A 17,731-nucleotide genomic window follows, 5' to 3' on the forward strand; every position below is an offset into this window, starting at 1 on the left:
ACTTTGTAACGATTATCGGAGTGAATAACTTGAGACATATAACCTATATTGCTCAAGGTTGTTGTATTACTAGAGTCGCTGCATTACTTCACGGGAATACCGCAAGGTAATCTGTAGTATATGATTTAACTGATAAACTTGTGCAAATCTTATGATTAAAATTAAAAAAGGACTCGACCTCCCGATAGCAGGAGCGCCTGCCCAAGTTATAGAAGATGGTCCAGCTATTCGCCATGTTGCTTTACTGGGTGAAGAATATGTTGGAATGCGTCCTTCTATGCTGGTTAAGGAAGGTGAGCATGTCAAAAAAGGGCAAATTCTTTTTGAAGATAAGAAGAATCCAGGCGTTGTTTTCACTAGTCCCGTAAGCGGGAAAGTGGTTACCATTGGACGTGGTGAACGTCGTGTTTTGCAATCCGTTGTTATTGAAGTGAGTGGCGATGAGAAAGTCACATTTGATCGCTACGAGCGTGCTGAACTGGCTGGCCTGAGTCGTGAACAAGTAGAGAAAAATCTGCTTGCGTCAGGATTGTGGACAGCATTGCGTACACGCCCTTTCAGCCGTATCCCTGTCTCCGGTTCCACACCAAAGGCAATCTTTGTCACGGCAATGGACACTCAGCCACTGGCTGCTGATCCACTCGTCGTTATTGCAACTCAGGCAGAGGCTTTTGTTGATGGCCTGAATGTTCTGTCAGCATTGACAGAGGGAAAAGTCCACGTTTGCCACAGCGCTGGAACTATTCCAATCGTGGGAAATAACGCTCAAATCACCTATAACCAATTTGCAGGCCCACATCCAGCCGGTCTGGTGGGTACGCATATTCATTTCATTGAACCTGTTAGCGCCAAAAAAACGGTTTGGCATCTGGGTTATCAGGATGTTATTGCTATCGGTAAGTTGTTTACTACCGGTGAGCTTTATACTGATCGTGTGGTATCTCTGGCAGGACCACAGGTTAAATCGCCACGCTTGGTACGCACCCTGTTGGGCGCTGATTTGCAGGAATTGACGCAAGATCAGTTGAAAGAGGGTGAAAACCGTATTATTTCTGGTTCCGTATTGTGCGGTACACAATCAGATGATGTTCGCCATTATCTCGGTCGCTTCCATACCTTAGTTTCTGTACTTGCTGAAGGTCGGGAAAAAGAGCTGTTCGGCTGGATCGCGCCAGGCATTAATAAATTCTCCATCACCCGCACCACAATCGGTCACTTCCTGAAAAAGAAACGTTTTGCCTTCTCAACCACGACAAACGGCGGGGAACGTTCCATGGTGCCCATTGGCAACTATGAGCGTGTCATGCCACTGGATATCATGGCTACTCACCTACTGCGTGACTTGCTTGCTGGTGATTCTGATAGCGCTCAGATGCTGGGTTGTCTGGAGCTGGATGAAGAAGATTTGGCATTGTGTACCTATGTTTGCCCTGGCAAATATGAGTACGGTCCAGTACTGCGTGAAGTGCTGACTAAGATTGAGCAGGAAGGGTAATTCATGGGCCTGAAAAATTTATTTGAAAAAGTAGAACACCACTTTGAGGCCGGTGGCAAACTGGAAAAGTATTATCCTCTCTATGAGGCAGTGAGCACCGTTTTCTATACGCCGGGTACAGTGACAAAAGGCCGTGCCCATGTCCGTGATGCCATCGATCTCAAACGTATGATGATCCTGGTGTGGCTGTCTGTTTTTCCCGCCATGTTTTGGGGCATGTATAACGTCGGGAATCAGGCGATACCTGCTCTGACCCATTTATACAGTGGCGATGCCTTACAGCAGGTTCTGGCTTCTGACTGGCATTATGTACTGGCTCAGTATCTTGGTGCGTCATTAACACCGGATGCGGGGTGGGGCAGTAAAATGCTGTTGGGAGCGGCCTATTTCCTGCCAGTTTATATGGTTGTGTTTGTCGTGGGTGGCTTCTGGGAAGTTTTGTTTGCCATTATCCGCAAACATGAAATCAACGAAGGTTTCTTTGTTAGCTCCATTCTGTTCGCATTGATTGTTCCACCAACACTGCCATTGTGGCAGGCGGCTTTGGGGATTTCTTTCGGCGTAGTCATTGCGAAAGAGATCTTTGGTGGTACGGGGCGTAACTTCCTCAACCCCGCCTTGGCAGGGCGTGCTTTCCTGTTCTTTGCTTATCCGGCTCAGATTTCAGGTGATTTGGTTTGGACTGCGGCTGATGGTTTCTCTGGTGCAACACCTTTATCCCAATGGGCAACGGCAGGTAGCCACGGCCTGATAAATGCTATTACCGGTCAGCCAATCACTTGGATGGACGCTTTTATTGGTAATATTCCCGGCTCAATTGGTGAAGTCTCTACGCTAATGATTTTCATTGGTGGAGCCATCATCCTGTTTGCGCGTATCGCTTCATGGCGCATCGTTGCTGGTGTGATGATCGGTATGATTGCAACGTCTTACCTGTTTAATGCGATTGGTTCTGGCACTAACCCAATGTTCGCGATGCCGTGGTACTGGCATATGGTGCTGGGAGGCTTTGCTTTCGGGATGATCTTTATGGCAACGGATCCTGTATCCGCAGCGTTTACGGATAAGGGAAAATGGGCATACGGTATTCTGATCGGTGCTATGTGTATTTTGATCCGAGTCGTAAACCCTGCCTATCCGGAAGGAATGATGTTGGCGATTTTGTTCGCTAATCTGTTCGCGCCACTGTTCGATTATCTGGTCGTACAGGCCAATATTAAGCGGAGAAAAGCCCGTGGCTAATGATAAACCAAGAAGTAATGACAGCATCGGCAGAACCTTCCTCGTTGTTTTTGTGTTGTGCCTTGTATGTTCGATTGTAGTTGCTGGTTCAGCCGTAGGTTTGAAAGCGCAGCAGCAGGAACAGAAGCTGCTGGATAAGCAGCGTAATATTCTGGATGTGTCTGGTTTGCTAAAACCTGGCATGACAACTGCGGAAATCAAAGAAGTCTATAACCGCCGTATTCAGCCTGAATTGCTTGACTTGAAAACCGCAACGTTGGCAAAAAGCAATGGCAATTTTGACCTGAATAATGCCTTGCGCAGTGACGAAACCAGTATTGCTTTGTTACCTGAACTTGATCTGGCGAAGATCCGCCGTCGTGCCAATATGGCTGAAATCTACCTGGTCAAAGATGAAAGCGGCAAAACGACGCAACTGGTTCTGCCAATATATGGATCTGGCCTGTGGTCAATGATGTATGCCTTTATTTCTATTGATATAGACGGTGTCACCTCTCACGGCATTACTTACTACTCGCATGGTGAAACCCCAGGTTTGGGAGGTGAGGTTGATAACCCACAATGGCGCAAGCAGTGGGTAGGTAAAAAACTTTATAACCCGCAAGGTGTTCCGGCACTCAAAATCGTCCGTGGTGGTGCAGGTGATAACCCTTACGGTGTAGATGGGTTGTCTGGAGCCACCCTGACGTCTAACGGTGTTCAACATATGTTTGATTTCTGGCTGGGTGATAACGGTTTTGGCCCGTTCCTGAAAAAAGTACGTGAGGGAGCCTTGAAAGATGGCTGATAGTAAAGAGATAAAACGCGTCCTGCTTGGGCCGCTGTTTGATAATAACCCAATTGCATTGCAGGTTTTGGGGGTGTGTTCAGCGCTGGCGGTTACCACCAAATTGGAAACTGCGCTAGTCATGACCCTTGCAGTTACGCTGGTGACAGCGTTTTCTAGCTTTTTCATTTCATTAATTCGTAACTACATCCCTGGTAGTGTGCGGATCATCGTACAGATGGCGATTATTGCATCTCTGGTTATCGTCGTAGACCAGATCTTGCGGGCTTATGCCTACGAAATTTCCAAACAGTTATCGGTGTTTGTTGGTCTTATCATCACGAACTGTATTGTTATGGGACGTGCTGAAGCCTATGCCATGAAAGCGCCACCCGTTGAAAGTTTTATGGATGGTATCGGTAATGGTTTGGGCTATGGCGTCATCCTGTTGCTGGTTGGTTTCTTGCGTGAACTGTTTGGTTCAGGAAAATTGTTCGGTGTTACGGTGCTGGAATCTGTCAAGAATGGCGGTTGGTATCAACCCAACGGTTTATTCCTGCTGGCACCGAGTGCATTCTTCATTATTGGTATGCTGATTTGGGGTTTACGGACCCTGAAACCTGCTCAGGTTGAGAAGGAGTAACAAACAAATGGAGCATTATATTAGTTTGTTTGTCCGCGCAGTCTTTATTGAGAATATGGCGTTATCTTTCTTTCTCGGTATGTGTACGTTTTTGGCGGTATCGAAGAATGTTAAGACGGCCTTTGGCCTTGGTGTGGCTGTAACAGTCGTATTGGGAATTTCCGTGCCTGCTAATAACCTCGTCTACAATCTAGTTCTCCGTGATGGAGCGCTGATGGATGGGGTGGATTTGAGCTTCCTGAACTTCATTACCTTTATCGGGGTAATTGCAGCGCTGGTACAAATTCTGGAAATGATCTTAGACCGTTATGTTCCGGCACTTTACAACGCGTTGGGCATTTTCCTGCCGTTGATTACAGTGAACTGTGCAATTTTCGGTGGTGTTTCATTTATGGCTCAGCGTGACTATAACTTCAGTGAGTCCATCGTATACGGTTTCGGTTCAGGTATGGGCTGGATGCTGGCAATTGTTCTGATGGCTGCTATCCGTGAAAAAATGAAATATGCGGATGTTCCGGCAGGTCTGAAAGGATTGGGGATCACCTTTGTCACCACTGGTTTGATGGCATTGGGCTTTATGTCCTTCTCCGGTGTGCAGCTATAAAGGCGAGAAGAATTCATGGATATAATTATTCTAGGTGTAGTCATGTTTACCCTGATTGTGTTGGCACTAACCGCAATGATTTTGTTCGCAAAATCTAAGTTAGTGAACACCGGGGATATCAAAGTTGAAATCAATGGCGATGAGGATAAAAGTTTCTCTGCTCCCGCTGGTGACAAGTTGTTGAGTATGCTATCCAACCAGGGGATTTTCGTTTCCTCTGCGTGTGGTGGTGGTGGCTCTTGTGGTCAGTGCCGGGTGAAAATTAAGGAAGGTGGTGGTGATATCCTGCCAACGGAACTTTCCCACATCAACAAACGTGAAGCCAGAGAGGGCTGCCGATTGGCATGTCAGGTCAATGTTAAACAAGACCTGAAAATCGAACTGCCAGAGGAAATTTTTGGTGTCAAAAAGTGGGAATGTGAAGTTATCTCTAACGATAACAAAGCCACTTTCATTAAAGAATTGAAGCTGAAAATTCCCGATGGGGAAGTGGTGCCATTCCGTGCTGGTGGTTACATTCAGATTGAATGCCCTCCCCATGTTGCCCGTTATGCTGATTATGATGTTCCACAAGAATATCGCGAAGATTGGGATAAATTTAATCTGTTCCGTTATGTCTCTGAAGTCAAAGAGCCGACGGTTCGTGCGTATTCAATGGCGAACTACCCAGAAGAGCATGGCATTATCATGCTGAATGTGCGTATTGCAACGCCCCCACCAAGAAATCCAGATGTTGCTCCGGGTATCATGTCTTCTTATATTTGGTCGCTGAAATCAGGTGATAAGGTAACGATTTCTGGTCCGTTTGGGGAATTCTTCGCGAAAGACACTGATGCAGAAATGATCTTCATTGGTGGTGGTGCTGGTATGGCGCCAATGCGTTCTCATATCTTCGACCAGCTTAAGCGATTAAGCTCTAAACGTAAGATCTCTTTCTGGTATGGTGCGCGCTCTAAGCGTGAAATGTTCTATACCGAAGATTTTGACCAACTGGCCGCAGAAAATGAGAATTTCACATGGCATGTGGCACTGTCAGATGCTCTGCCGGAAGATAATTGGGATGGCTATACAGGCTTTATCCACAATGTTTTGTATGAAAATTATCTGAAAGATCATCCGGCCCCCGAAGACTGTGAATTCTATATGTGTGGGCCTCCCGTCATGAACGCTGCGGTGATTAAGATGTTGAAAGACCTCGGCGTAGAAGATGAAAACATCATGTTGGATGATTTCGGTGGCTGATGGTATACCCAATAAATTTCGGGTTGCCGCTAACATGATGTAACGACAAGCGCCCACATTTTGTGGGCGCTGACGATTCAGAAAAAGCCAAAATAAGTCAGAAAGAGTAAGTTATGCTGAATAAAAAAATGATCAACTGGGGAGCATTGTTGTTTGCGACCATAATGCTGGTGGCATGTGGTGGCTCTGAACAGCAAAACCTGAATGGGCAGACGATGGGGACTTATTACTCCGTTAAATATGTTGCTGGCTCATCTGCCCCTACCCCAGAAAACTTGCAAAAAGAGATTGATCGTCTGCTGGAAGAAGTCAACGATCAGATGTCCACTTATCGGCCAAATTCTGAATTGAGTCGTTTTAATCAAAGCCGTGAAGTGAACAAGCCTTTTCCTGTCTCTGCCGCGACGGCGAAAGTGGTCAAAGAATCTATTCGGATCAATAAGCTGACAGAAGGCGCACTGGATGTTACGGTTGGCCCACTGGTAAATCTGTGGGGATTTGGGCCAGAAGGGCGCATTACCAAAGCGCCGACGGATGAAGAATTAAAAATTCGCCGTGCCTGGACGGGAATCGATAACTTATCTGTCGAAGGCAATAATCTGATTAAATCCATCCCCGAATTGTATGTTGACCTCTCTTCCATCGCCAAAGGTTATGGTGTGGATGTTGTTGCTGAGTATCTGGAATCTCAGCACATTAAAAATTACATGGTTGATATTGGAGGGGAAGTTCGCACATCGGGCAACAATGGTAAAGGAAACCCGTGGCGGATAGCGATTGAAAAACCATCGGACAGTGGCATGGCACAAAATGCTCAGGAGATCATTGAACCGGGTAATATGTCTGTGGCAACTTCAGGTGATTATCGCAACTATTTTGAACAGAATGGCGTGCGCTATTCTCACACCATTAATCCGCAAACCGGCAGGCCGATAACGCACCATTTGGTTTCAATTACCGTGATAGCACCGACGTGTATGAGTGCCGATGGCTTTTCTACAGGGTTAGATGTATTGGGGCCAGAGAAAGGTATGGAAGTAGCTGAGAAGCTGAATATTCCAGTCTTTATGATTGTTAAAACCAAAGACGGTTTTGAAGAGCGCTACAATACTGCCTTTAAGGCTTATTTACAGAAAAAATAAGAAAGGGGAGGAAGGTGATGGAAGTCTTTATTGCTACTTTTATCTTTTTCTTGCTGGCTTTTGCAGGCATGGCGTTAGGCTATATTTTTAAGCGCAAGAGCATTCAAGGAAGCTGTGGTGGCTTGGGAAGCATCGGTGTGGAAAAAGTTTGCGATTGTCCTGAACCGTGTGATGCCCGTAAAAAACGCATGGCGAGGGAAACTGCCCGTCAAGCACAGTTAGAGAAGCATCGTATTCTTTGATATTTCTTACCGTCAGGCACATTTGCTGTTAGAACAAATACCCTGCTGCCAGATAAACAGCGGGGTTTTTGTTGTTTGTTCAGGGATGTGGCTGTTCAATGCGCATTAAAAAGGTGACATTCCCTATGGGCTTGATGCAAATAATTTTTCACTGAGCTTATTGAGATACCCAAATTTTCCGCAACTTCTTTGTAACGCAAGCCCTGGAATTGAATGAGCAGAAATGTCTGCCGGACTTTTGCCGGAAGTTCATCCAGAGTTTCATCTATCTTTTCTAACTGTTCTAACAGCATTAGTTGATTTTCAGCAGAATTTGCTGAGATTTCAGACTGTTCACTGACATATTCCAGATAATGATCTTCCAGTTTTTTTCTGCGCCAGTAATTGGAGAGCGTTCTGCGCGTTATTGTCATTAAAAAAGCTCTTGGCTGGCGGATCTTTTCAAGATCCGAAGATTGCATCAGTTTGATGAAAACCTCATGAACGAGATCTTCAGCCTGATTGGGATAAGCACTGTTTTGTCTGATCCAGTTGCATAACCAGTGATGGTAATCGGCGTAGAGTTTCTGGGTAATTTGATTGTGTCCAAATGTGCTTTTTTGCACCGCCATAATGATATTGCCTGATAGTATATAACTGATAATAGTTATTATTTGTATTTGATAAGCGGAAGTCAATGCAGCGTTTGGAAACCTAACCCTCTTAAGGTAAGAGGGTTAGGTATTGGAGGGTTAAGTGTCAGTTAGAATTGCTGTGAAATGCTGAATTTATAATTCCGGCCAATACCTGAAACTGCTTCCCCTAAGTACGGAGAATAATCACGGTTGAACAGGTTATCGATAGTGACTCGTGCTTCAAATCCTTTGATAAAATCAGGGCGCCAGCTTGCAAACAGACCGTGCAAGGCATAACCACTGCTCTTTGGTAGTGACCAATTTTTAACCGATGGCTCTTTATCTGCTGGTGAACGATCTTGTTTACGGATAAAGTCACCTTTCCATCCCATTGCCATCTGCCATTGTGGGATCTTGAACCCTAACATGGCATGTGCAGAAGTTGGTGGTATTTCCACCAGCCAGGTTTTATGCTCTGACCATGGATCGCGCATAGAAGTATCACGCTGGCCACGTATGGTAGAGAAAGATAATTTTCCGAAGAGTGTGCGGCTGTCATAGAAGGTTTCTATTTCCAGCCCCTCGATGGTATATCCTGACAGGTTGCGATAGTTAGCTTGTGGTTTTTCACAGTCGTAGTACGGTATTAAGCCATCAGCTTGGGCTTTACAATAAACTCCACGTTTTTTAAAGATCTCATCTTTACCACGGTTGCGGAATAAGGTGGTACGGATTTGTAGGCTATCTTCTTCAAATACCACATTATTGAAGTCGAGAATTGCACCAAGGCGTATCCCTGTCATTCTCTCAACATCGAGATTACGGCTTGAGCCTCTAAGACTACCGATCCCTTGTACCTCATATTGTTCATCAACTACTGGTGCACGCCATGTACGGCTGACATCAGCAAACAATGAAAGGTTTTTATTGGCTTGCCACAGAATGCCTAAATGGGGTGACCAGCCCGTATAGGTTACACTGTTATAGTCATGATTGATTTCTGGCGATTTATCGTTATATATCGGGGCGTTATTTTCTCTACCCCTATTTTTAACATGATCATAGCGAACACCCGGTGTGACGGTGACGTTGCCTATTTTCAGGGAATCTTGAATATAGAAGCTGTAAGCTAATTGATCGCCAGCAGGCATATAGCCTGGCTGATAATAACCATAGTTATAGTTTTTATACTTTATTTTGCTTTTATCGAACATCAGCACGTTGCGTTCGTTTTTATGCCAACGGGTTCCCACCAGTAATTCGTGTTCAATCATACCTGTTGAGAATACGCTTTTATTGTTGATATCAACCAGATTATCGGTGTAATCAACCCAGCTTTTGTTTCCCATGGAAAAGCTGTAATTAGCTGTGACATTTTTTGGGCGATGGTCATTTTGCTTAGTTTTTGAATAAGTGTAAATCATCGTCAGGTTCAGCCAAGGATTGTCCTCTGGAGCGATATTCCATTTGGCAGTGTAGTTTTGATCAATCTGATTACGAAAAACGAGTTTTCTCTTCCATGCACCATCCCAACCATATGTTTCTATATCGTAGGCCGAAGGCACATTCATTTTATCTCGTTTGGCCGCCCAAGGTTGCCAGCCATCCGATTCAGATCGCATGGCAGACAAGCTTACTGTATGAGCATCACTGGGATAAAAGTTGGTTTTCAATAAATAAGATGTTTGGTTGTTTTGTGAAAACTCAAAACGTGTACCATCAGGGCGTTTAACATTGTGCCCATCTCGCTTGCTCACATAGAGCAATCCATCAGCAAAACCGTTGGGATCTCTGCCGTATATGGCACCACTATTGATCCACTGCCTGTCATTCGTGTGGTAGCTTTGTTTGACAAAAGCTCCCCAGTCTTCATCAGGGCGCAACAAATCGTTCGCGTCTTTTGTCACAAGTTTGACCGAACCACCAAATCCACCATTACCGTTGAGTAAATTGTGTGGCCCTTTATCAACTTCTACACGTTTGATTAACTCAGGCTCGATAAAGACGGAACCCTGACGATATTTTTCAAACCCTTTTGGCGCATCGTCCAGTGTGATTTTGATATCTTCCTGGTCACCCATGCCCCAGATATTCAGCGTTTGCCCGCCGGGACGCGGAGAGCCAGACATTAAAACACCAGGAAGCTGGTCAAGTAACTGAGCAATATTGTCGGCCTGGGTTCGGTCAATATCCTCCTTTTTGAGTACTGAACTTCCTGCACTGGTGCTATTGTGTAAGCTCTCAACAACAGAAAGTGTGGGTAATTTTATCACCTCATTTTTCTTTTCAGATTTTTGCTCTTTGGGATCTTCGGTGGCGTAAACCGCACTGGAGAATGCCGTTCCCAATATTAATGCCCCTGAAAATGTACCTGTTAAAATTTTATGAATTATGGTAGCGATTGGGCGTTTTTCTAATTTTTGACTATTATTTGCCATAAATTCCCTGGAATATGATCGAGTGAAATATTATTCAATGTAATAAGTCACCTGAGAAATCAAAAAAGGTAAATAAAAATGAGAATTATTTTTATTTACCTGTGGATTTTGGCAAGCATACCATACGATGATGAGGCTTATCCCATAGAGGGTGAGATTTTTAGCATTGAAATTTAAGTTCAATTTCATTAAGTACAAGGGGTTCGTCAATGAAGAAAAAGATTCTTGGTTCTCTGATCTTGGCAGGTATCGTAGCCTTGATCGCTGGCTGTGATGATGCATCTAAAAAAGCGAAAGATCCGGTACAGCAAACTGAAGAAAGCGCAGTGCAAACGAAAACTGAAGCTGAACAAACGGCCACGGGTGTAACGGATAATGCAAAAGATAAAGTACAGGAGATAAAGGAAAACGCTTTGCGTGAAGGCCATAGTCTGATTGATAAGTCGGCTGAACAAATGAAATCAAAGGTAACGGATATACAGAATCAAGCGACTAAAACAGCGAGTGATGTAATGGAGGCGATGAAAGCGAAAACAGATGATCTCCAGCATCAGGCCAATGATAAACTCGATCAGCTTTCAGATGCCATGAAGTCGAAAACGGAAGAAATAAAGTCTGAAGCTAATAAAAAGGCAGATGACTTAATTAATCATCTTAAAAGTAATGATCTTAAAAATGACAATGATAAAAAAGAAGAAAATTAATTTATCTTCTGAATTCAAGATGTGTTTAGTATAAAGTGGATTACATCATAAGGGTGATCTAACAATGATCACCCTAATTATTTGCAACTTAAATCCAGCCTTGATTTCTTATTCTGTCTTGACTTACTTATCTATTTAAAAGTAGGTTATGGGTGGGCTTTGTAAATGATAATCAGGATATAATAATGGAAATAAAATATAGCATAGGAAGACAGAATCCCGAATTAATTCAGCAAGCATTTGCCATTCGTAAACAAGTATTTACGGATGAGTAGGGGTTTGATGCAGAGATTGATATTGATGAATATGATGATATTGCTTTGCATGTGGTGGTATTTGATGGTGAAGAACCAATAGGGGTATTACGGGCGATCCCGAAAGATAATAACATGCTCAAAATAATTATTACTATTCGTAATGTAAATACGGGAAAGGTGAGTGTTCAAATAATATTGCTTGAACATCTCAATTTCCCGTATTAGTGATTTATTCAGTCTTTATAAGAATAAATTGATTGATCAACTGTTTTTTATTCATTGCCGGACAGGTACATCATTGGCGACATAATATGTCGCCTGACTGCGGGGCAGAGGAGAAATTCCCCTGATTTTATCGGCAATTTTTTCAGCCATCATAATGGTCGTGGCATTTAAATTACCGGTAATAATTGTTGGCATCATCGAGGCATCAATCACCCGCAAATTTTCAATGCCATGTACACGTCCTTGACCATCCACGACCGCCATTTCATCTGTGCCCATTTTACAACTGCATGATGGGTGAAATGCTGTTTCAGCATGTTCACGAATAAAGGCATCTAGCTGTTCATCGGTTTGAATTTCAACACCTGGGCTGATTTCACGCCCGCAATATGGCGCCAGCGCAGGTTGCGCCATGATTTCCCGCGTAATGCGAATAGCAGCCCGGAACTCCTGCCAATCTTGTTCTGTTGACATGTAGTTGAATAAAATACTCGGATGCTGACGTGGGTCTCGCGATTTAATTTTTACCCGACCACGGCTTGGGGAACGCATAGAGCCTACATGAGCCTGAAAACCATGTTGATTGACGGCATGACTACCATTGTAATTAATGGCAACAGGCAGGAAATGAAATTGAATATTTGGCCAGGCAAATTTTTCGTCGGTACGAATAAAGCCACCCGCTTCAAATTGATTGCTGGCACCAATACCTGTTCCTTTGAATAGCCATTCAGCACCAATTTGAGGTTGGTTATACCATTTCAATGCGGGATAGAGGGAAATGGGTTTGAGGCATTCATACTGCAAGTACATTTCAAGGTGATCTTGTAAGTTTTGCCCAACGCCCGGCAATAGATGCACCGCAGGAATACCAAGCTCATTTAATATTTCTTCGGGGCCAATACCTGAGCGTTGCAAAATTTGTGGAGATGCGATCGCACCGGCGCAGAGTAAAATTTCTTTACGCGCTTTCGCCTGAGTTAAAGTTGCGCTATTGCCGTGATAAAAATTGACGCCAACGGCTGTCTTTCCTTCGAATACGAGGGTATTAGTTAACGCATGAGTCATGATAGTGAGATTGGCGCGTGAACGAGCTTGATCCAGGTAGCCACGGGCTGTGCTGGAGCGGCGTCCTTGCGGGGTGACGGTGCGATCCATTGGCCCAAAGCCTTCTTGCTGATAGCCATTCAGATCGTCAGTACGTGGATAACCCGCCTGAATACCGGCTTCTACCATCGCGTGAAAGAGTTCATTGTTTCCTGCCTTGGGTGTTGTGACACTGACAGGCCCGTCTGCACCATGATAATCATTTTCGCCAATATCCCTTGACTCAGCTTTGCGAAAGTAGGGAAGGCAATCAAGATAAGTCCAGTCTTCCAGCCCTGGTTGTGTTGCCCAATGATCAAAATCCAGCGCATTACCACGGATGTAGCACATGCCATTGATAAGTGATGATCCACCCAGCCCCTTACCACGCCCGCACTCCATACGCCGGTTATTCATATGAGGTTCGGGATCGGTTTCATAAGCCCAGTTATAACGGGTTCCTTGCAAGGGATATGCCAGCGCCGCTGGCATTTGAGTACGGAAGTCGAATCGGTAATCCGGCCCGCCTGCTTCCAGCAGCAGAACAGTGACGTTGGCATCTTCCGTTAAACGAGTTGCAAGCACGTTACCCGCTGAACCAGCACCGATAATAATGTAATCAAAAACCATTGTTATCTCCTCTGTTTCAGGCGTGGATTAAAATAGGGAGGCAAAGTTGCCTAATTCCACCTGGATTGATTTGGTTTGAGTGTAATTTTGTAGTGTGATCAGCCCATTTTCTCGGCCGATGCCAGAATGTTTATAACCGCCGACAGGCATAGCTGCCGGAGATTCTCCCCAGGTATTGATCCAACAGATCCCTGCTTCTAGTTGGTGGATCACGCGATGTGCGCGGGAAAGATCTTTGGTGACTAAGCCGGCACCCAGGCCATAATGTGTGTTATTGGCTCGGTTAATGACTTCATCTTCCGTTTCATAAGTCAGGATAGACATCACGGGTCCAAAAATTTCTTCCTGTGTAATCAACATATCATCAGTACAATCACTGAATACTGTTGGCGCAACAAATGCACCTTTCGCCAGTTCGCCTTCCAGCAGGCGCTTGCCGCCACAAAGCAGACGGGCATGACTGTTTTTGCCGCTTTCGATATAGCGTAAAACAGATTCCATATGTGGGAAGCTTACCAGAGGGCCAAAGTTAGTGTTGGGATCGAGAGGTGAACCAATGCGAATACGCTTAACACGTTCAAGAATTTTTGCTTCAAATTGTGAGAGCAATGCCTTGGGGACAAAGACGCGTGTTCCGTTCGTACAAACCTGACCTGAACTGAAAAAATTTGCCATCATGGCAATATCCGCAGCACGATCCAAATCGGCATCAGCAAAAATGATCAGCGGAGACTTGCCACCTAATTCCATCGTGACTTCTTTTAGGGTGGAAGCTGAAGCATTTGCCATAACCTTTTTGCCTGTCACGATACCGCCAGTAAAAGACATTTTGGCGATTTTAGGGTGAACAGTCAGATAATGCCCGACCTCATGGCCGGCGCCAGTCAAAACATTGAAAACACCATTTGGCAAACCGGCTGCGGTATAGATTTCAGCTAACTTTAAGGCAGTGAGAGAAGTGACTTCACTGGGTTTGAAGATCATAGCATTGCCGGCAGCCAGAGCGGGGGCTGATTTCCAGAGGGCAATTTGGATAGGGTAGTTCCATGCGCCGATGCCCGCTACGATCCCCAATGGTTCACGGCGTGTATACACGAAAGAAGATTCACGTAATGGGATCTGTTGGCCTTCAAGGGCTGGAATTAAGCCAGCATAGTATTCCAGCACATCGGCACCCGTGACGATATCAACCTGTTGGGTTTCAGAAAGGGGTTTGCCGGTATCCAGTGTTTCCAATTCAGCCAGTTCATCATTGCGTTCACGCAAGATATTTACCGCCTTGTGTAAGATCCGTGAACGTTCCACCGCAGTCATGGCTGCCCAGATTTTCTGTCCTTTTTGGGCGCTTTCAACTGCTAAATTAACATCTTGTTCTGTGGCAGACTGAAATTGAGCAATAACTTCGCCACTAGCTGGGTTAATGGCGTCAAAAATTGTATTATCAGGATTGGTGCTATCTACATAAGCACCGTGGATATAAAGTTTTTGTAATCCAAAATGGGTCATAGATTCTCCTTAAGAGTCTATCTATTAGGTGATAAATCGGGGCTTATCAGATGCTTCGAGTTTCTGTTCGATGTAATCGATCGTAATTTTGAATGCTCCTGCCATATCGAAAGGCTTCCTGCTTAATGCACTTCGCAGCCAAATGCCGTCAATCAACGCCGCAAGGCCTTGTGCAGCCAGCCGTGCTTCTGCTTTTGGCATGGCATGCTTAAATTCAACACAAAGATTGGAATACAAACGGCGTTCATTGATTTGTTGTAACCGATACAAATTTGGTTGGTGCATGCTACTCGCCCAGAATGCTAACCAGGTTTTCATTGCAGCGCTGTTGATCTGGCTGGGATCAAAATTCCCTTCGACAATGGCTTTCAACCTTTGCGTGGGCGTTGCGTTATCGAGCAGGCATAATCGGCGTGCTACAGCCATTTTTAGCTGATGTAATAGATAACGCATAGTGGCTTCCAACAGGCCGTCTTTATCCTTGAAATAGTGGCTGATAATACCGTTGGAAACCCCTGCTTTTCGGGCTATTTGTGCAATAGTCGCTTCCTGCATTCCAACTTCATTCACAACGATTAATGTTGCATCAATGAGTTGTTGTTTTCTTATCGACTGCATTCCAATTTTTGGCATGATTTTATGCTCAGCAAATCAATTATTCGGACAGTATTAAACTTTTTTTTAATTGAATGTTCAATCAAAATTAAATATGTTTTATCACAATAATTTTACAAAAAAGGCGGGGTTTTATTTAATATGGTTTAAATTTTTCATCTAATTCAATTGGTTATGTAGTTTATGTTTTTCATGTGTTTTAATGCTATTAATTTCAGGAACTGCCTATGAATACACAAGACAGTCCAAAAAATACCCAGAAAGATACGCTGAATTCTGTCGTTTTTTTTACTTCTGCCGGACTGATTATTGCATTTTCTCTGTTCACTATTTTTTTCACAGAGGCAACCAGTGTTTGGATAAAAAATACACTGAATTGGGTGTCTAAAACGTTCGGTTGGTATTATTTACTGGCCGCGACACTTTACATTGTGTTTGTTGTTTTTGTTGCAGCCTCCCGTTTTGGTTCAATCAAATTGGGACCGGAGCAATCTAAGCCGGAATTCAGTTTGCTGAGTTGGGCAGCAATGCTGTTTGCCGCTGGGATCGGCATTGATTTGATGTTTTTTTCGGTGGCTGAGCCTGTCACGCAATATATGCGACCGCCAACGGGTCAGGGGGAAACCATTGAAGCAGCTCGTCAGGCGATGGTGTGGACACTGTTCCATTATGGCCTGACGGGCTGGTCGATGTACGCCTTGATGGGAATTGCACTGGGATATTTTAGTTATCGTTATAACTTACCTCTGACTATCCGCTCCGCCCTTTATCCTATTTTCGGTAACCGCATTCAAGGCTCAATCGGTCATATGGTCGATATTGCGGCGGTAATAGGGACAATTTTTGGTATTGCAACGACATTGGGAATTGGCGTTGTACAGTTGAATTATGGATTGAAAGTCCTTTTCGGATTACCACAAGGATTGGGGGTTCAGGGAGGCTTGATATTATTATCTGTGGTGATAGCCATTATCTCTGTGACTTCTGGCGTAAACAGAGGCATTCGATTTTTGTCTGAATTAAATGTCCTGCTGGCGCTAGGCTTGGTTTTGTTCATGTTGTTTATGGGCGATACGGAATTCTTGCTTAACGGATTAGTGCAGAATATCGGGGATTATATCAGCCGTTTTATGGGCATGACGCTGAACAGTTTTGCATTTGAACGTCCAACTGAATGGATGAATAACTGGACACTGTTTTTCTGGGCATGGTGGGTGGCCTGGTCGCCGTTTGTCGGATTATTCTTGGCGCGCATTTCTCGTGGCAGAACTATTCGTCAATTTGTTATGGGAACATTAGTCATTCCATTTGTTTTTACACTGTTGTGGCTATCGATTTTTGGTAACAGTGCGTTGTATGAAATTCTTCATGGTAATCGCCAATTAGCGGAGACAGTGCTACAACACCCAGAACGAGGTTTTTATAATTTGCTGTCACTTTATCCGGCATTCACATTTAGTGCTTCTGTGGCTACCATTACCGGATTACTGTTTTATGTCACATCGGCGGATTCTGGCTCGTTAGTGTTAGGCAATTTCACCTCTAATCTGAGTGATATTAATAATGATGCACCGAATTGGTTGCGTGTTTTTTGGTCTGTGGCAATTGGTGTATTAACGTTAGGCATACTCATGACTGATGGCATTTCTGCTTTGCAAAATACCACGGTCATCATGGGGCTCCCTTTTAGTTTTGTGATCTTCTTTGTTATGGCGGGGCTATATAAGTCTTTGCGGGTGGAAGATTTCCGCAAAGCCAGTTCGTTGCACAATACATCCCCCACGCTTATTCATGACAATGGTTCATTGAACTGGAAGCAGCGTTTGAGCCGTATGATGCATTTTCCTGGTACGAAGAACACTCAGCGAATGCTGGATATGGTGTGTCGTCCGGCTATGCTGGAAGTGGCTAAAGAGTTGGTGGTGCGTGGTGCGAAAGTGCAGTTTAATGCACTGCCAGCCAAAGGAAACAAGCGACTGAATCCACTGGAGTTGATTGTTGATTTAGGTGATGAACAGAATTTTATCTATCAAATCTGGCCACAACGTTATTCTGTACCTGGATTTACCTATCGAGCGAGATCGGGCAAATCTTACTATTACCGATTAGAAACTTTTCTTATGGAAGGAACGCAGGGCAATGATTTGATGGACTATACGAAAGAGCAAATCATTAGCGATATTCTTGATCACTATGAAAAGCATCTGAATTTTATTCACTTAAACCGAGAGGCGCCGGGGCAGACATTGATTTTTCCTAGTGGGTAATCAACAAACAATG

16 protein-coding genes are annotated in these 17,731 nt (G+C 44.3%); 11 read left to right on the top strand and 5 right to left on the bottom strand.

Going from position 1 to position 17,731, the window contains the following annotated elements:
- The first annotated feature begins 151 nt into the window (after positions 1-151).
- The 8 genes from Xedl_RS10245 (at position 152) to nqrM (ending at position 7,376) form a co-directional block, all read left to right on the top strand.
- The gene (locus Xedl_RS10245; RefSeq protein ID WP_074023610.1) at positions 152-1,495 is read left to right on the top strand and encodes a Na(+)-translocating NADH-quinone reductase subunit A; all 1,344 of its coding nucleotides are present in this window, start codon (positions 152-154) and stop codon (positions 1,493-1,495) included.
- 3 nt (positions 1,496-1,498) lie between these two features.
- Positions 1,499-2,737 (top strand): NADH:ubiquinone reductase (Na(+)-transporting) subunit B, encoded by a 1,239-nt coding sequence (locus Xedl_RS10250; protein WP_074023611.1) that lies wholly within the window; start codon positions 1,499-1,501, stop codon positions 2,735-2,737.
- Positions 2,730-3,524 (top strand): Na(+)-translocating NADH-quinone reductase subunit C, encoded by a 795-nt coding sequence (locus Xedl_RS10255; RefSeq protein WP_074023612.1) that lies wholly within the window; start codon positions 2,730-2,732, stop codon positions 3,522-3,524. The genes Xedl_RS10250 and Xedl_RS10255 overlap by 8 nt, the downstream gene beginning before the upstream one ends.
- Positions 3,517-4,146, top strand: coding sequence for an NADH:ubiquinone reductase (Na(+)-transporting) subunit D (locus tag Xedl_RS10260; RefSeq protein ID WP_074023613.1), 630 nt, complete (start codon positions 3,517-3,519; stop codon positions 4,144-4,146). The genes Xedl_RS10255 and Xedl_RS10260 overlap by 8 nt, the downstream gene beginning before the upstream one ends.
- A gap of 7 nt (positions 4,147-4,153) precedes the next feature.
- Positions 4,154-4,750, top strand: a complete 597-nt coding sequence (gene nqrE / locus Xedl_RS10265) for an NADH:ubiquinone reductase (Na(+)-transporting) subunit E (protein WP_038235359.1) — start codon at positions 4,154-4,156, stop codon at positions 4,748-4,750.
- A gap of 15 nt (positions 4,751-4,765) precedes the next feature.
- Positions 4,766-5,992 (top strand): NADH:ubiquinone reductase (Na(+)-transporting) subunit F, encoded by a 1,227-nt coding sequence (gene nqrF, locus Xedl_RS10270; protein WP_074023614.1) that lies wholly within the window; start codon positions 4,766-4,768, stop codon positions 5,990-5,992.
- Positions 5,993-6,156: 164 nt separating this feature from the next.
- The gene (locus Xedl_RS10275) at positions 6,157-7,134 is read left to right on the top strand and encodes an FAD:protein FMN transferase (protein WP_422645889.1); all 978 of its coding nucleotides are present in this window, start codon (positions 6,157-6,159) and stop codon (positions 7,132-7,134) included.
- A 17-nt stretch (positions 7,135-7,151) separates the two neighbouring features.
- Entirely contained in the window at positions 7,152-7,376 is a 225-nt protein-coding gene (gene nqrM / locus Xedl_RS10280; protein ID WP_074023616.1) for a (Na+)-NQR maturation NqrM, read from the top strand.
- 95 nt (positions 7,377-7,471) lie between these two features.
- Here the strand turns inward: nqrM and Xedl_RS10285 are convergent, their stop codons facing one another.
- On the bottom strand, positions 7,472-7,987 hold the full coding sequence (locus Xedl_RS10285; protein ID WP_074023617.1) for a sigma-70 family RNA polymerase sigma factor: 516 nt from the start codon (positions 7,985-7,987) through the stop codon (positions 7,472-7,474).
- Between the two features lie 131 nt (positions 7,988-8,118).
- The gene (locus Xedl_RS10290) at positions 8,119-10,428 is read right to left on the bottom strand and encodes a TonB-dependent hemoglobin/transferrin/lactoferrin family receptor (RefSeq protein WP_074023618.1); all 2,310 of its coding nucleotides are present in this window, start codon (positions 10,426-10,428) and stop codon (positions 8,119-8,121) included.
- 209 nt (positions 10,429-10,637) lie between these two features.
- Between Xedl_RS10290 and Xedl_RS10295 the strand changes: the two genes are divergently transcribed.
- Together Xedl_RS10295 and Xedl_RS39310 are read left to right on the top strand one after the other, a co-directional pair.
- A complete protein-coding gene (locus Xedl_RS10295) occupies positions 10,638-11,132 on the top strand; it encodes a hypothetical protein (RefSeq protein ID WP_074023619.1) in 495 nt (164 codons plus the stop codon).
- Between the two features lie 296 nt (positions 11,133-11,428).
- Positions 11,429-11,614, top strand: a complete 186-nt coding sequence (locus Xedl_RS39310) for a GNAT family N-acetyltransferase (RefSeq protein ID WP_422645890.1) — start codon at positions 11,429-11,431, stop codon at positions 11,612-11,614.
- A gap of 51 nt (positions 11,615-11,665) precedes the next feature.
- On the opposite strand, the gene betA is transcribed toward Xedl_RS39310, so the two are convergent.
- Genes betA through betI form a run of 3 tightly spaced genes read right to left on the bottom strand, consistent with a single transcriptional unit; the run spans position 11,666 to position 15,469 of the window.
- Positions 11,666-13,330: a choline dehydrogenase gene (gene betA, locus Xedl_RS10300; RefSeq protein WP_074023620.1), complete on the bottom strand. Its 1,665-nt coding sequence runs from the start codon at positions 13,328-13,330 to the stop codon at positions 11,666-11,668.
- Between the two features lie 27 nt (positions 13,331-13,357).
- Positions 13,358-14,836 (bottom strand): betaine-aldehyde dehydrogenase, encoded by a 1,479-nt coding sequence (gene betB, locus Xedl_RS10305; RefSeq protein ID WP_074023621.1) that lies wholly within the window; start codon positions 14,834-14,836, stop codon positions 13,358-13,360.
- Positions 14,837-14,860: 24 nt separating this feature from the next.
- On the bottom strand, positions 14,861-15,469 hold the full coding sequence (betI, locus tag Xedl_RS10310; RefSeq protein ID WP_074023622.1) for a transcriptional regulator BetI: 609 nt from the start codon (positions 15,467-15,469) through the stop codon (positions 14,861-14,863).
- Between the two features lie 209 nt (positions 15,470-15,678).
- Between betI and Xedl_RS10315 the strand changes: the two genes are divergently transcribed.
- Positions 15,679-17,718 carry a choline transporter gene (locus Xedl_RS10315; protein ID WP_074023623.1) on the top strand — a complete coding sequence of 680 codons (2,040 nt, stop codon included), beginning with the start codon at positions 15,679-15,681 and terminating at the stop codon, positions 17,716-17,718.
- Positions 17,719-17,731 lie beyond the last annotated feature (13 nt).

The sequence above is a fragment of the Xenorhabdus eapokensis genome (assembly GCF_001908105.1).

Excerpts from the sequence above, each read along its gene's own strand:
- betB (WP_074023621.1), bottom strand. The coding sequence starts at position 14,836 with ATGACCCATTTTGGATTACAAAAACTTTATATCCACGGTGCTTATGTA.
- Xedl_RS10245 (WP_074023610.1), top strand. The coding sequence starts at position 152 with ATGATTAAAATTAAAAAAGGACTCGACCTCCCGATAGCAGGAGCGCCT.
- Xedl_RS10295 (WP_074023619.1), top strand. The coding sequence starts at position 10,638 with ATGAAGAAAAAGATTCTTGGTTCTCTGATCTTGGCAGGTATCGTAGCC.
- Xedl_RS10250 (WP_074023611.1), top strand. The coding sequence starts at position 1,499 with ATGGGCCTGAAAAATTTATTTGAAAAAGTAGAACACCACTTTGAGGCC.
- Xedl_RS10315 (WP_074023623.1), top strand. The coding sequence starts at position 15,679 with ATGAATACACAAGACAGTCCAAAAAATACCCAGAAAGATACGCTGAAT.
- nqrM (WP_074023616.1), top strand. The coding sequence starts at position 7,152 with ATGGAAGTCTTTATTGCTACTTTTATCTTTTTCTTGCTGGCTTTTGCA.
- Xedl_RS10290 (WP_074023618.1), bottom strand. The coding sequence starts at position 10,428 with ATGGCAAATAATAGTCAAAAATTAGAAAAACGCCCAATCGCTACCATA.
- betI (WP_074023622.1), bottom strand. The coding sequence starts at position 15,469 with ATGCCAAAAATTGGAATGCAGTCGATAAGAAAACAACAACTCATTGAT.
- Xedl_RS10260 (WP_074023613.1), top strand. The coding sequence starts at position 3,517 with ATGGCTGATAGTAAAGAGATAAAACGCGTCCTGCTTGGGCCGCTGTTT.
- Xedl_RS10275 (WP_422645889.1), top strand. The coding sequence starts at position 6,157 with ATGCTGGTGGCATGTGGTGGCTCTGAACAGCAAAACCTGAATGGGCAG.
- betA (WP_074023620.1), bottom strand. The coding sequence starts at position 13,330 with ATGGTTTTTGATTACATTATTATCGGTGCTGGTTCAGCGGGTAACGTG.
- nqrE (WP_038235359.1), top strand. The coding sequence starts at position 4,154 with ATGGAGCATTATATTAGTTTGTTTGTCCGCGCAGTCTTTATTGAGAAT.
- Xedl_RS10285 (WP_074023617.1), bottom strand. The coding sequence starts at position 7,987 with ATGGCGGTGCAAAAAAGCACATTTGGACACAATCAAATTACCCAGAAA.
- nqrF (WP_074023614.1), top strand. The coding sequence starts at position 4,766 with ATGGATATAATTATTCTAGGTGTAGTCATGTTTACCCTGATTGTGTTG.